This is a genomic window from Polynucleobacter sp. IMCC30063 (assembly GCF_021395235.1).
In the GTDB taxonomy this organism is placed as follows: Bacteria; Pseudomonadota; Gammaproteobacteria; order Burkholderiales; family Burkholderiaceae; genus Polynucleobacter.
The window spans coordinates 1-13488 of sequence record NZ_JAJVCQ010000009.1; the positions used below are offsets into that span (position 1 = coordinate 1).

At 41.0% G+C, this 13488-nt stretch carries 13 protein-coding genes; 12 read left to right on the top strand and 1 reads right to left on the bottom strand.

Features of this window, described 5'->3' with window-relative positions; genetic code table 11:
* Positions 1 to 29 precede the first annotated feature (29 nt).
* Complete coding sequence (locus LZG75_RS12160; RefSeq protein WP_233937607.1) at positions 30 to 269, top strand: type II toxin-antitoxin system RelE/ParE family toxin; 240 nt, start codon at positions 30 to 32, stop codon at positions 267 to 269.
* Positions 270 to 581: an addiction module antidote protein gene (locus LZG75_RS12165; protein WP_233937684.1), complete on the top strand. Its 312-nt coding sequence runs from the start codon at positions 270 to 272 to the stop codon at positions 579 to 581.
* 384 nt (positions 582 to 965) lie between these two features.
* Here LZG75_RS12165 and LZG75_RS12170 read toward each other — a convergent pair whose 3' ends face one another.
* Positions 966 to 1865 carry a LysR family transcriptional regulator gene (locus LZG75_RS12170; RefSeq protein WP_233937685.1) on the bottom strand — a complete coding sequence of 300 codons (900 nt, stop codon included), beginning with the start codon at positions 1863 to 1865 and terminating at the stop codon, positions 966 to 968.
* Positions 1866 to 1956: 91 nt separating this feature from the next.
* Here LZG75_RS12170 and LZG75_RS12175 point away from each other — a divergent pair, with 91 nt between their 5' ends.
* From LZG75_RS12175 to LZG75_RS12220, 10 genes are all read left to right on the top strand, one after another.
* Positions 1957 to 2748, top strand: a complete 792-nt coding sequence (locus LZG75_RS12175) for an SDR family NAD(P)-dependent oxidoreductase (RefSeq protein ID WP_233937686.1) — start codon at positions 1957 to 1959, stop codon at positions 2746 to 2748.
* A 61-nt stretch (positions 2749 to 2809) separates the two neighbouring features.
* Positions 2810 to 3601 (top strand): enoyl-CoA hydratase-related protein, encoded by a 792-nt coding sequence (locus LZG75_RS12180; protein WP_233937687.1) that lies wholly within the window; start codon positions 2810 to 2812, stop codon positions 3599 to 3601.
* Positions 3602 to 3648: 47 nt separating this feature from the next.
* Positions 3649 to 4632, top strand: a complete 984-nt coding sequence (locus LZG75_RS12185; RefSeq protein ID WP_233937688.1) for a tripartite tricarboxylate transporter substrate binding protein — start codon at positions 3649 to 3651, stop codon at positions 4630 to 4632.
* Entirely contained in the window at positions 4632 to 6800 is a 2169-nt protein-coding gene (locus LZG75_RS12190) for a CoA transferase (RefSeq protein ID WP_233937689.1), read from the top strand. Before LZG75_RS12185 ends, LZG75_RS12190 begins: the two co-directional genes overlap by 1 nt.
* A gap of 84 nt (positions 6801 to 6884) precedes the next feature.
* Positions 6885 to 7661, top strand: a complete 777-nt coding sequence (locus LZG75_RS12195) for an enoyl-CoA hydratase/isomerase family protein (RefSeq protein WP_233937690.1) — start codon at positions 6885 to 6887, stop codon at positions 7659 to 7661.
* Between the two features lie 442 nt (positions 7662 to 8103).
* Positions 8104 to 9072 (top strand): tripartite tricarboxylate transporter substrate binding protein, encoded by a 969-nt coding sequence (locus LZG75_RS12200; RefSeq protein WP_233937691.1) that lies wholly within the window; start codon positions 8104 to 8106, stop codon positions 9070 to 9072.
* A 9-nt stretch (positions 9073 to 9081) separates the two neighbouring features.
* Positions 9082 to 9915: a phytanoyl-CoA dioxygenase family protein gene (locus LZG75_RS12205; RefSeq protein ID WP_233937692.1), complete on the top strand. Its 834-nt coding sequence runs from the start codon at positions 9082 to 9084 to the stop codon at positions 9913 to 9915.
* Positions 9916 to 11016 carry a Zn-dependent alcohol dehydrogenase gene (locus LZG75_RS12210; RefSeq protein WP_233937693.1) on the top strand — a complete coding sequence of 367 codons (1101 nt, stop codon included), beginning with the start codon at positions 9916 to 9918 and terminating at the stop codon, positions 11014 to 11016. It begins immediately after the preceding gene.
* Positions 11016 to 12041: an alpha/beta fold hydrolase gene (locus tag LZG75_RS12215; protein WP_233937694.1), complete on the top strand. Its 1026-nt coding sequence runs from the start codon at positions 11016 to 11018 to the stop codon at positions 12039 to 12041. The genes LZG75_RS12210 and LZG75_RS12215 overlap by 1 nt, the downstream gene beginning before the upstream one ends.
* Before the next feature lie 51 nt (positions 12042 to 12092).
* The gene (locus tag LZG75_RS12220; RefSeq protein ID WP_233937695.1) at positions 12093 to 13073 is read left to right on the top strand and encodes a tripartite tricarboxylate transporter substrate binding protein; all 981 of its coding nucleotides are present in this window, start codon (positions 12093 to 12095) and stop codon (positions 13071 to 13073) included.
* The last annotated feature ends 415 nt before the right edge of the window (positions 13074 to 13488 follow it).

A 13488-nucleotide genomic window follows, 5' to 3' on the forward strand; every position in this document is an offset into this window, starting at 1 on the left:
TTAACATCAACCGAGCTGCTTTGAATGAAATGGATTCAGGGTCAAAGGGCGCTAGGCCAGCGGCAATGAGATCGGCATTGATAAAGCGTAATGTTAAGGCTTTGACTGATGGCGTTTATGAAATGCGGGAAAAGTTTGGACCAGGTTGGCGTATGTATTACGTGGTGAGGGGAAAAACGATTATTGTGATGCTGGGTGGCGGGGATAAGTCTAGTCAATCGAATGATATTAAAGTAGTAAAAAAATTAGCCAAGCTATTGGAGGATTAAATGAAAACCGTAAAAATAGAAAAGAAAATAAAAGTCAGTGGTTTAGCTGAATTTGACATGACTCGCCATCTGAAAAGTAAGCGTGCGATGACTGAGTATTTAAATCAAGTCATTAGTGATGGTGATGATGCCGAATTGGCAACTGCCTTGGGGCATATCGCTAGGGCAAAAGGCATGGCGGAGATTTCTAAATCTAGTGGCATTACTAGAGAGGCTCTGTATAAAGCACTCAAGCCGAATACAAAACCCCGTTTTGATACTGTATCCAAGGTTCTTGGCGCCTTAGGCATGAGAATTACAGTCCATGCTTAATAATTTGGAAAATAAAAAAGCCCCTAGATCTACTCTAGAGGCTTGGTGGGTCGGGCGGGATTGGCTTCCACATAACTTTGCTACACAAAGTTAGTGTCCACCGCTTTTCGCTTTGCTCAAAGTCGAACCAAGGTTCTCATCCAACACAACATATCAAATAAAAATAGCCCCAGAAAGGGCCATTTTTATTTGGTGGGTCGGGCGGGATTCGAACCCACGACCAACGGATTAAAAGAGTATTGTTCCACCTAAAAACTTAATTAATTCAATGGTTTAGAAGCGTCAAAATGCGGTGTGCAATGAAGTGTGTAATGGATTTATTGGTCAAATTGGTGGCCGAATTGGGATTCGAACTCTGGTTAATTGAGATTTAATATTTTTGAATTACTTGTGAGAAGTTGATTGAGCTATGATAATTTTTTTAAAATATTCAACCAAAATGTTCTCATTCTGCTTTTTGGAGATTAGGTAAATATCTGAATAAGTATTAAAGTTTTCAATAGGAATAAATTTTACATCTGCTCGATTATTCTGCATTGCAGATTTTCCTACTATAGTAGCACCCAATCCAGAGCCGACTAAACCTAAAGCAGTATGGATTTCCTGAGCATTATGTCTGAGAATTGGTATCTGACCATGCTCTTTGAGTAAGTTAATGACTATCCTTGAGAAGTTGCTTGCAGGATCATTTGGGTAACTGATGAAGGGCATCTCGTTGAAGTCTGATGCAGATAAGACAGTATTTTTTGCAAGGTAATGTGTTTTTGGGATTGCAGCAATTAGAGGGTCACGAATTAGCAATAAATAATCAATATCATCTTCCTTTTCAAAATTACCAATGTGCCTTATTAGACCAATGTGGATTAAGCCCTTTCTAATGTTTTCAATTTGATGATCCGAAAGAAGCTCTACTAAATCTATTTTGATATCAGGGTGATCTTCTCGAAATTCTCGCACTGAATTAGGTATTATTGAGAAAATAGTTGATCGGACAAAACCAACACTAAGCCACCCCTTATTTCCTTTTGCAATTTCCTTAGTCTCTTCTGTTAGCTTATCTAGGTTATTGAGAAATTCTTTTATTCTTGGATAAAAGAATTTACCTAGAGGCGTCAGATCCATCGGTCGACTGCCACGATTCAATAATTGGCCACCAAGAGCCTCTTCAAGTTGGGAGATTTGCATACTAATAGCTGTTGGAGCTATAAATAGCTTTTGGGCAGCAATTTTTCCGCTTCTTGACTCAACTGTTTCGCAGAAATATCTAAATTGTTTTAGATTCATAAAAATTGAACTTAAGTTCATATTATAGATATTGATATTGTAATTTATATAGCTCAGACTTGATAAATCTACATTGTTCCTTGGGAGGGGTATGGATCTTCAGCTAGAAGGAAAGAGCGTATTGGTAACAGGAGCGGGACGGGGAATTGGCAGAAGTATTGCAATGGCGTTTGCTCAAGAGGGTGCAAATATTGTGGTTAACGATACAAATCTCGAGGGCGCAGAGGAAACCGCTAACTTAGTCTCAAACCAGGGAGTTCGAGCACTTCCAATAGTATGTGACATCTCAAGTCTATCTTCTGTTTTAGAAATGTCAAAAAAAGTGTTTGCAGAATTTAAAAGTATCGAGGTGTTAGTCAATAATGCGGCAGTACGTAAAACGCATACCTTTTTTGTAGATACCGATCCATTAGATTGTGAACTAGAGTTCCGAGTTGCTGTATTCGGAACCATGAATTGCTGCAGAATTTTCTTGCCATCAATGATCCAGAATTCTTTTGGAAAAATCATTAATATCGGTACCGATGCAGCGCGTGTTGGCCAAGAGCGTGAGTGTAATTATTCAGCTGCAAAAGGGGCAATTCTCTCCTTTACAAAGTCCCTTGCTAAAGAGGTTGGTAGAAATAATATCAATGTTAATGCAGTTTCTCCAGGCGCAACAAATGCCCCAATGAGGCAAGAGAGAATTGAATTACTCAAGCAGAAAATCGGCGAAGAGAAGGTAGCCGAGCGAGAGGAAAAAGTAAAAAAAATGTACGCATTACGTAGAATCGGTGAGCCCGAGGATGTGGCAAATACAGTTGTTTACCTAGCCTCAGAGCCTGCTAGACATATTACTGGTCAGATCTTAAGTGTAAATGGTGGGTATGCAATGGTAGGGTGAACTGGGGTAATCTAGTTTTAATTTACTTATAAAAATTTCAAAAAATGGAGGGAGTTTTTTCATGAACTATGAAGATATTATTTACGAAAAAAAAGAGGGCATTGGTTGGATCACGATTAATCGACCAGAAACATATAACTCAATCGTTGGATTAACCATTAAAGAAATGCTTCATGCTGTTACCGACAGCGCTGAAGATCCTGAAGTTGGTGTGATCGTATTTACTGGTGCCGGTGAAAAGTCATTTTCCTCAGGCGGAAATTTAAAGGCATTAAATGCCAGATCATCTAACGATTGTAGAAATCATATGCGGCTATTTTCACATCTTGCGATAGCAATTCGCACTTGTGGAAAACCTGTCATTGCTGCAGTTAATGGATATGCAGTAGGGGCTGGACATGAATTACATGTAATGTGTGATTTAACTATTGCTGCAGACCATGCTAAATTTGGGCAAACAGGCGCCCGCATTAGCAGTGTTCCAGTAGCTGGAGCTACCCAGATGATGGCTCGCCTTGTGGGGGAGAAAAAAGCAAGGGAAATTTTATTCATGTGCAGGCAATACTCTGCCCAAGAAGCGCTGGCTATGGGCCTAATTAACCACGTCGTTCCGATGAGCGATCTATATCCTACGGTTAAACAGTGGTGTGGAGAAATTTTAGAGAAAAGTCCTGAATCACTAAGAATGGCTAAAACTTCTCTAAATCAGGAGTCAGATCAAAATTTATGGGGAAATATGTTCTCAGGATTTGAAATGCTTTCTTTGCATACAGGTTCCGAAGAATTTAAAGAAGGTACTTCAGCATTTATTGAAAAGAGAAAAGCTAACTTTAGACCGTATCGAAAAAAATAGTTACCTCTAATTTGATGGATGAGGTCAATAATTAAAGGAGTTCGATCATGAAAAACAGATGTTTGAAAATAGTCACAGTATTATTTCTAGGAATACTTTCTTTCAATGCTTTAGCCCAAAGTACAAATGAGAATTTTCCCAAAAAAACAGTTAAGCTTATTGTTGGCTATGGACCCGGTGGAAGTACTGATCTCATCGGCAGAGCAGTTGCGCAAGGTTTATCAGAGATTTGGGGCACTTCCGTAGTAGTTGAGAATAAACCGGGTGGAGATACTATTATCGCCTCCGAAATGGTGGCTAAATCTGCTCCCGATGGATACACCTTATTGGTTGCAAATAGTACAAATGCGACAAATGCAGCATCTGGCAGAAAATTGCCATACGACCCAGTTGGTGACTTTACTTCGATAGCGATGGTGGGTGCAGCGCCAAATTTATTGTCAGTAAATCCATCTTTTAAGGCAAATAATTTGAAGGAACTAATTCTATTTGCCAAAAATACGCCCAATCAATTTAGCTATGGAACTGTGGGTGCGGGATCATCTCAAAATCTTCTAATGGAATATTTTGCCAAAAAAGCTGGTATCCAACTTAATCATATTCCATATAAAAGTGGTGGAGCTGCGATCACTGACATTATGGGAAATCATTTGATAGGGATCCTGTCGGGCGTAGCTTCCCAAGAGCAATTCGTAAAGAGCGGTAAGTTGAAGCCGATTGTTTTTTTTAGTGAAAAGAGGTCACCAATCCTGCCAAATATCCCATCCATATCAGAAGATGGTTTCAAGGGGCTTAGCTCAGATTATTGGATTGGAATCATGGGACCACCAAAAATGCCCCAAGAGCTTGTAAATAAAATCAATGCTGACATTAATACTGTATTGAAGTCTGCAGAGATTCAAGAAAACTTTAAAAAACAAGGGGTCGAAACTATAAGCGGTAGTTCAAAAGATATGAGTGCGTACTATGCAAAAGAGTTGAAATTTTGGTCCGTATTGGCAAAGGAATTAGGTATAGATCAACCCAAATAATGTCTGACTTAAATATGACAAGTACGCCTTTTATAAGGGATTGCCTGGTCGTTGAATTGGGATCACGAGTTGCCGTTGGGGCTTGTGGAAGTATTCTTGCGCAATTAGGGGCAACCGTTATTGTCGTGGAAGGCTTGGAGTCAATAGTTAGTTTTGATACAAAGTTTACTTATAGAGAAAGTTTTTTAGCGGGCAAAAAGAGTTTTAAATTTAACGAGGACTCAAAAGAAGATCATCTTTATTTATCGAATTTAATTCGTGCTGCAAACGTTTTAATTTACTCAAGCGATATCGAACCGCATTTTTATGATTTATGCTGCTCATTGGAATCTGTATATCCGGTCAAGTGCGACATTACTGCGTTTGGGTCGTCAGGGCCGCTTGCGAATAAACCTTATTCAGATCAGGCTATTCAAGCGCTGTCGGGCGTGCTTGATAGTACAGGTGCATTAGATGACCTTCCAATTCTCATTAAGTATCCACTAATTGAATTTTCTTCTGGGATTTATGCGGCATCAGCAATATTGGCTGCAAAACGCCTTTATCAGAATTCTAAGATTCCACAACGCGTTGAAATTGCAATGTATGACATTGCTTTTTTATCAACTGCAAGCTTTTTGCCTGCTTATTTATCAGGTGGTAACCCTAAAAGAATTGGCAATCAACACCCGTCAATGGCTCCTTGGAATTTATACCCAACAAATGATGGCTGGGTTCTATTATGCGCAGGCTCTAATGATGAATGGTCAAGGGTGTGTAGAGAATTTAACTCACCAGAATTAATTTTGAATAAATTATTCGCAACACCATCGGATAGGGTTAAAAATATTAAGCTTATAGACGAGATTGTTGGAGGTTGGATAAGCTCAATATCTTCAGCAAAAGCGTTGAAAAAATTTTCTAACGCTAAAGTTTCATGTGGGCAAGTTTATTCTCTTAAAGATCTATTTAATGACGAATCATTGGCAACCTATGATTTTTTTGAAAATCTCAAAGATCCGATTAGTGGTCTTATGGCTCTTGTACCTGGAACCCTTTTTCATGGTTCTGTAAGTAAGGGTTTGTCAGCTAAAGTAATCCCGAAAATTGACCAGGATCGTGTCTTTGTTAGGGAGCTGGTGCCCCAGAATGTTAAAAAATCAGATAATACTCAAATTAGCTCATTAAAACCAATGGCTGATATTTTTGTTTTGGAAATGGGAAACTATACGACGGCGCCGCTAATTGGAAGACAATTAGGCGCCTTGGGCGCATATGTCGTCAAAGTTGAGCCTCCAAAGGGGGATTTATGTCGTCCACTCCCCCCTCATAAAGATGGTCAAGGATATTTTTTTACTCTAGGTAATTCTGATAAGTCGACGATAGTTATTGATTTAGCTACTGAATCAGGCAAATCAACATTTAGTGATTTAATTAAAAAAGCCGATATCTTCATTGAGAATTTAAAATCAGGATCCTTAGGTAAATTTGGATTTGATGATCAAATGTTATCAGAGCTTAATCCTAGATTAGTCCACTGCTCAATTACTGGTTTTGGTGCAAGGTCAAAGCTCGCTAATATTGCTGCAATGGATACCACTATCCAAGGGATGGCTGGCATGATGTTTTTAACATCAAGTGATAATGGGATCCCTTATAAGTCCGGGGTTTCGGCAGCAGATTTGACTGGAGGGCAGCTGGGCCTGGTCTCTGTACTTGGGGCATTGGAGTACCGAGATAAATTTGGCGTTGGTCAGCACATGGATTTGTCGATGCAAATGTCTGGAGCATGGCTAACTCAAACTGCATGGAATTATGTTACCCATTCAGCTAAGTATGAGATAGTGCAATGCAGTAATGGATTTTTATTGTGTGGGCATTCCAATAGTACAAAAGCTCAATCCCTGCTTGATGAAAGTGATAAATACCCGATTTATCTATTCTCACAATTACTATTAAAAATGAATATTGAATCAGTAGAAATATGCTCAATTAGACGGGCTGCTGAGAGTGAACAGACTTTGGCAAGAAAATTAATTAGTCACGGCAAGAATATGAAGGGTGTTGAATGGCCTTTGCTTGCTTGCCCCATGAAGTTTTCATCTATCAATATTGAGGTTGAGAGAGCTATTGGTGACATTGGCTCTGATGGTGAAAAGGTCTTAAGAGATTGGGGTATTGTGCTTTAGGACTTTAGATAATATTTTTGCTAGAGCCCTATTTAGATGTATGTGACTTAATAAGAATTAGATAGACTAGAGATTGGATGAATTGTGAATTCTTTAATTCAAAATAAAAGTGGATCAGCATTAGTGTTGACAATCAACCGCCCTGAAGTAATGAATGCAATATCAGGCCAATTAGCCCAAGATTTGCATAGCTCTATCTTATCCGCTGAGAATGATAAAAGCATTCGAGCCATTGTTATCACAGGCATTGGTGACAGGGCTTTTAGTACGGGGATGGATTTAAAGGAAAGGCGGTCTATGGACTCTGACCAAAAATGGGCTCAAAGCCGATTACTTTTTGATTTAAATACTGCGATCAGAAACTCTACTTTGCCGGTCATCGCTGCAATTAATGGGTGGTGTCTTGGTGGAGGCCTTGAGTTGGCAATCTACTGTGACTTAAGGGTTGCGAGTGATCATTCTCGTTTTGGTTGGCCTGAAATGACCTTGGGTGGATACCCAAGTGGTGGTGGAGCTGTTATGTTACCTCGAATTATTGGGGAAGCTAGGGCTAAAGAATTCTTCTTTACTGCACAAAAGTTGAATGCACAAGATGCATTAAAGCTAGGTTTGATTCATCAAATTGTTTCTAGTGATCATTTAATGAGTGCTGCTTTAGAATACGTATCAGGAATTGAATTAACTAGCCCCCTGGGTTTAGCTGGTTTAAAAAAATCAATGAACTCTGGGATTGATCTCCCATACGATGAAGCTGTAAGAGTCGATCAAGCTATAAGGCGACCACTTGAATCTACAGAAGATTATCAAGAAGGTATTCTTGCCCACTTTGAAAAAAGACGGCCAATATTCCAGGGTAAATAATCCCTTCATGTACGACTCGACACATAGTTAACACTTTATACCGGACACATACTTTACAGTTTTTGGCATAGGAGGGACCACTCTATGCCGTGGAATGAAAGTACGAAGATGGGCTTTATCGGCGTGTAAACCATGTGGTCGGTACCGGACGTAAAGCATGTGTCCGGTACGGACCATTTTTATTTGGTGGGTCGGGCGGGATTCGAACCCACGACCAACGGATTAAAAGAATATTGTTCCACCTAAAACGACTGTAAATTCAATAGCTTACAAGCGTTAAAATAGGGTGTGCAATGAAGTGTGTAATGGATTTATTGGTCAAATTGGTGACTAGTTTGGGATTCGAACTGTTTTAAACGGGTGAGAAAAACTACCGATAAAACTTGGTTTTGGTGCTAAATTGACAGTAGTTCAAGTAGCGAACTATTTTTTTAGGCCATTTATGAAAATTAAACTCATTGCCATATTACTCATTCTTATGCCTATTGCGGTGATGGCTCAGTATCCCGAACGTCCGATTACCTTTGTTGTGCCATTTGCAGCAGGCGGCGCAACTGATACACTTGCGCGAAATTTTGCAGAGCGCATGTCAAGAGGTGCAAAACAGCCAATTGTGATTGAAAACATTCCTGGTGCAGGAGGAACGGTTGGTTCGGCTAAGGTAGCAAAGTCAAAATCTGATGGCTATACTTTTCTGGTGGGACATCTCGGATATATGGCTGCAGCGCCAGGGTTATATAAACAGCTTGCCTATGATCCAGTAAAAGATTTTGACGCTGTTGCTCGCTTTCCTGATACGCCGATGGTATTAATCTGTGGACGGGAAAATCGACTTTCCAATATTAAGACTTTAATGGATTATGCAAGAGCCAATCCTGGAAAAGTTAATATTGCTAATGCGGGGGTTGGGTCAACCGGACATCTGGTAGCAGCATTGTTTGCAAGTTCTTTGAAAACTGATGTTACGCACGTGGCTTATAAAGGAAATTCTCAAGCGCTAACCGATATTATGAGTGGACAGGTTGACTGTATGTTTGATCAATCAAATACTGCTTTACCTCAGGTTCGTGGTGAGCGTGTAACTGCAACAGCAGTTACTTCTCGCGAGCGTTTGACGCTAATGCCATTAGCACCGACTTTAAACGAATCTGGCATCTCTGGATTTGAGGCCTCGACATGGTACGGTATTTACGCCCCAAAAGGTACTGATCGAGCGCAGATAAATTGGCTTCTTGCACAGTTTAACGAGGCTATGTCTGATGGTGTGTTTGTGGGAAAGTTGATTGAGCAGGGATATGTCCTCGTAAAACCAGAACAACGAGGCCCTGATGCCTTATCTGTGCATACCCGAAAAGAGGTTGATTTTTGGAAAAAGGTAATAACAACAGCAAATATCCCTCTTACCCAATAGGAGTTTTTGATGCTTAATGCACTCTCTAAAGAGACCCTTGATTTTTATAAGCGAACAGGTTATTACGCTCCTGTGAGAGTAATAACTCTCCAAGAAGCGAGCTCCTATCGCCAGCAACTAGAGGCTTATGAGCAGTTATCTGGAGCACCACTACAAGGTAGGATGCGAGTTAAGTCACACCTATTATTTACTTGGGCCGATAGTTTGGTCCATCATCCAAAAATTTTGAATGCGGTAGAGGATATTATTGGCCCTAATATTCTCTGTTGGACATCTAATTTTTTTATTAAAGAACCGATGAGCCCAGGTTTTGTATCTTGGCATCAAGATGCAGCATATTGGGGGCTTGAGCCAGATGATGTGGTTACTGCTTGGGTTGCGCTTACGGATAGTAATCTACAAAGTGGCTGTATGAAGGTGATGCCAGGAACGCATTTAGAGTCTCACATTCCCCATATTGATACATTTGATGAAAATAATATGTTAACGCGTGGACAAGAAATTGCTGTTGAGGTGGATGAATCAAAGGCCGCTAATTTAATGCTTGAGCCTGGCGAAATGTCATTACATCACATCAAATTAGTCCATGGGTCAGCACCCAATAATTCGCTAAATCGCCGTATAGGATTTGCCATTCGCTATATACCAACACATGTACGCCAGACTAAGCAGCGTGATTCGGCAATGCTATGTAGAGGCGTTGATTTAGATGGAAACTTTGATCTTGAACCTAGGCCATTAAAGGATATGGACGCCGCAGCAGTAGCCGCACATGCTGACGCTGTTGATCGTAAAGTTGCAGTTCTTCTTGATGGCGCAACCAAGAAAACACTTAGAGCTTAGATGCGATTTAAGGCGGCAATTTTAAAGAAAATTTCAGAGCCTTTAGAGATTGAGGAAGTTGAGCTTATTTCTTTGGCACCTGATGATGTTCTTATACGCAATTACGCTAGTGGTCTGTGCCATACTGATCTTGAGGTAATGCAGGGCAGTCTTACTTATCCACTTCCAATCGTACTTGGACACGAGGGGTCTGGCATTGTTGAGGAAGTTGGAAAAGATGTAACAAATATTAAACCAGGAGATCATGTCATTGCCTCTTGGAACCCGCATTGTGGGAATTGTTTTTACTGTGATCGTAATGAGCCAATACTATGCGAGCCATTCACGCGCGAACAGCCGCGTGGCAAGATGCTTGATGGTAGTTCGCGGTTACGATTAGGTTCTGAAACGCTATATCACTTTGGTACTGTTTCTTCGCATGCCCAATATTCAGTCGTTCCGAATTCTGGAGCTATTGTTGTGCCCAAGGGAATTCCGTTTGATCGCGCCTGTTTAATAGGCTGTAGTGTGATGACGGGCGTAGGGGCTGTCGTACGTAAGGCTAAAACTCAAGCGGGAGATTCCATTGCTGTTATTGGATGCGGAGCAGTTGGTCTCAATGCAATTCAAGGTGGGAAGATTGCGGGTGCAGAACGTATTATTGCGATTGACCAAGATCCAGCGCGCCTTGAAATAGCAGAAAATTTTGGCGCAACCCACTTAGTTATTGCAGGAGATCTAACAATTGATGAGGTAAAAAATTTAACGGCAGGAAGGGGTGCTGATGCTGTATTTGAGGCAGCCGGTGCTGAGAGTGCCCTACAACTTGCATTTGAAATTACCCGCCCCGGAGGACAGCTTGTCATTCTTGGTAAAACTGAGCAAAATCGTAAAGTTAGCATTCGATTTGGGTCAATGATGGGAGAAAAACGAATTGTTCGATCCTCGTATGGCGGAGCAAGGCCACAACGCGATTTCCCATGGCTTGCCAAGCTGTATCTAGATGGTCATTTGAAATTAGACGAACTGATTTCATTGCGCTTACCACTAGATAAGATTAATGAAGGGTTTGATGCGATGAAACGCGGAGAAGTAATTCGTGCTGTTCTTGAACTAAGCTAATGCGCCATCCTCCATTTTTAGCTGGTTGGATTGACCGTGAACATCAAGAATGTTCGATTGGTGATTTAGTGCTTGAGTCTGGTAAAGCCTTGCTTGATTGCCACCTTACTTGGGTCGAACATGGGTCTCGCAACGCAGAAGGAAATAACACAGTACTTGCTTGTTGCGCTATTGGCAGCTCACATCACCGTCTTGATTTTCTTATCGGTGAAGGTAAGGCACTGGATCCATCGCGTTTACATATCATTGTGATCGATGCGCTTGGCAATGGTCTTTCAAATTCTCCGTCAAATAGCCTCTTGCAGTCGGGCGCTTTATTTCCTGCTATCACTATTCGAGATATGGTGCAGAGTCAATATTGCCTTCTTCAGCTTTTAGAGATAACGCAATTACATTGTGTAATTGGCGCTTCAATGGGCGGTATGCAGGCTCTTCAGTGGGCGGTAAGTTACCCCGATTTTGTGAATAGTGTGATAGCTATGACTCCCATGGCCCGCACATCGCGCTGGTCTCAATTAGTCAATGAGTTATCTCGGCGCGCACTTTTTATTGATAAGGCATGTACTCGTGCTCGGTCACTAGAAGATGCTAAGCAGCTATGGCCAGTATTAACTCAACTCATAACACCATTAACCCCTGCAAGAATTGAAAATTTCCCCTCTCAAGATGATTTATTAGGGCACATTACTGAACTTGAGAATCAATTTTTAGAAAGTAGCCCAGACCCCTTTGATTGGTTAGCCCAAACACGCGCTTACGATGCACATGATTTGGGGGGAATTGCCAGATTTGGTGGAAATACCAATGCAGCGTTGGCATCAATTGCCGCACCAACATTGGTGCTCGCACCCCCTTTGGATCTGTATAACCCATCAGAATGTGCGCAAGCAGCAGCAGCGATAATCCCTAGCGCGCAATTTATTGAAATTCCCTCAATTTATGGACATCGATCTGCGGCTGGTGCTGATAAAGAGGCCGCAAATTTTATTAATCACGTAATAGTAGATTTTCTGGCAAAAATTTAAGTAAACATTAAAGTATGAGCCGCTTTAACTAATTTTATAAGGCAAAACAGAATGATGAATTTAAATAATAAAATTTTAATAACTTTACTAAATTTAATTTTTATTTATTTTTCGATTTCAAGTAGTTTTGCGCAATCGAATATCCGGCCAATCCAGATGCTAGTTGGTTTTCCGCCAGGGCAAGCTACTGATCTAATAGCACGCGTACTTGCTCAACAATTATCAAAGGAAATCAATAGACCGGTAATTGTAGAAAATAAACCTGGACAGGGCGGAAGCATTGCTTTGGGTATTCTTGCTAAGTCTCCAGCAGATGGAAGTGTCATTTCCTTTTCTGCACTTGCATCTTATGCAATTAACCCTCATTTGTATAAAAGTGTGCCATATGACACATTTCGAGACATTGCGCCGGTGGCCTTGGTCGCTGATATACCAGTAGTATTAGTTGCCAATGCAGACTTTAAACCTAAGACATTTACTGAATTTATTGCTTATGTAAAAGCAAATCCAGATACTGTTATGTATTCTTCATCTGGCAATGGCACTGTTTCACATTTGGGTATGCAAGATTTGAAAAAGCGTGCAGGCCTTGAAATGTCCCATATTCCTTACCAAGGCAGTGCGCGTGCTATGGCTGATCTTGTTTCAGGGCAAGTGCAAGTTGGAATGGACTCTGTAAGTGCGACCAAGCAATTGATTGATGCTAAAAAGCTCAATATCTTAGCTGCAGCATCCCTCAAACGTTTGCCGATGTTTCCAGATGTGCCTACAATTAGTGAATCAGGGTTTCCTGGTTTTGAAGTTGCTGCTTGGGTTGGAGTTTGTGCTCCGGTAGGTACGCCAATGACTGAGCGAGTACGCTTAAATCAAGCGATTACTAAGATTGTTAATTCATCTGAATTTAATGAAAAATTAAAAACAATTGGAGCGATACCTCACCCGAGTTCTATCGAAGAATTTACTAAGTTCATAAAATCTGAATATGATCGCTGGGGAATCATTGTTAAGGCTACTGGTGCAAGTGTAGAGTGAAAGCTAGATTATTTGGTGCTTTTTGGTCCCAGGTTCAAGTTCTGGTAGCCTTACCAAGATTTTCAATCTCCCCCACAGAGTCGAACCCATTACTCACAAGAAAACACCTAGTGTGCAAAGAGCTAATCAGCTTGAACGCCAAGATCTATATGGGATTGATGGGTAAAACAGCGGATTAGTGGAAATTGTTCCAGGCTAGGATTATGAAACGGCCCGCAAAGCCCTATCCTATATGGTGGGTCGGGCGGGATTGGCTTCCACATAACTTTGCTACACAAAGTTAGTGTGCACCGCTTTTCGCTTTGCTCAAAGTCGAACTCGCGGCCAACGGTACTTAGACGCCAGGCTGGCGCTTTTTAATGAGCTCAGAAGCTGGGATCCGAACTATCTTGCCATCAACCATGGTTACGATTGC

What these genes read in the sequence shown, in the direction of transcription:
- LZG75_RS12180 (WP_233937687.1), top strand. Translation starts at nt 2,810, where the DNA reads ATGAACTATGAAGATATTATTTACGAAAAAAAAGAGGGCATTGGTTGG.
- LZG75_RS12220 (WP_233937695.1), top strand. Translation starts at nt 12,093, where the DNA reads ATGATGAATTTAAATAATAAAATTTTAATAACTTTACTAAATTTAATT.
- LZG75_RS12190 (WP_233937689.1), top strand. Translation starts at nt 4,632, where the DNA reads ATGTCTGACTTAAATATGACAAGTACGCCTTTTATAAGGGATTGCCTG.
- LZG75_RS12215 (WP_233937694.1), top strand. Translation starts at nt 11,016, where the DNA reads ATGCGCCATCCTCCATTTTTAGCTGGTTGGATTGACCGTGAACATCAA.
- LZG75_RS12160 (WP_233937607.1), top strand. Translation starts at nt 30, where the DNA reads ATGGATTCAGGGTCAAAGGGCGCTAGGCCAGCGGCAATGAGATCGGCA.
- LZG75_RS12185 (WP_233937688.1), top strand. Translation starts at nt 3,649, where the DNA reads ATGAAAAACAGATGTTTGAAAATAGTCACAGTATTATTTCTAGGAATA.
- LZG75_RS12210 (WP_233937693.1), top strand. Translation starts at nt 9,916, where the DNA reads ATGCGATTTAAGGCGGCAATTTTAAAGAAAATTTCAGAGCCTTTAGAG.
- LZG75_RS12165 (WP_233937684.1), top strand. Translation starts at nt 270, where the DNA reads ATGAAAACCGTAAAAATAGAAAAGAAAATAAAAGTCAGTGGTTTAGCT.
- LZG75_RS12200 (WP_233937691.1), top strand. Translation starts at nt 8,104, where the DNA reads ATGAAAATTAAACTCATTGCCATATTACTCATTCTTATGCCTATTGCG.
- LZG75_RS12205 (WP_233937692.1), top strand. Translation starts at nt 9,082, where the DNA reads ATGCTTAATGCACTCTCTAAAGAGACCCTTGATTTTTATAAGCGAACA.
- LZG75_RS12175 (WP_233937686.1), top strand. Translation starts at nt 1,957, where the DNA reads ATGGATCTTCAGCTAGAAGGAAAGAGCGTATTGGTAACAGGAGCGGGA.
- LZG75_RS12170 (WP_233937685.1), bottom strand. Translation starts at nt 1,865, where the DNA reads ATGAATCTAAAACAATTTAGATATTTCTGCGAAACAGTTGAGTCAAGA.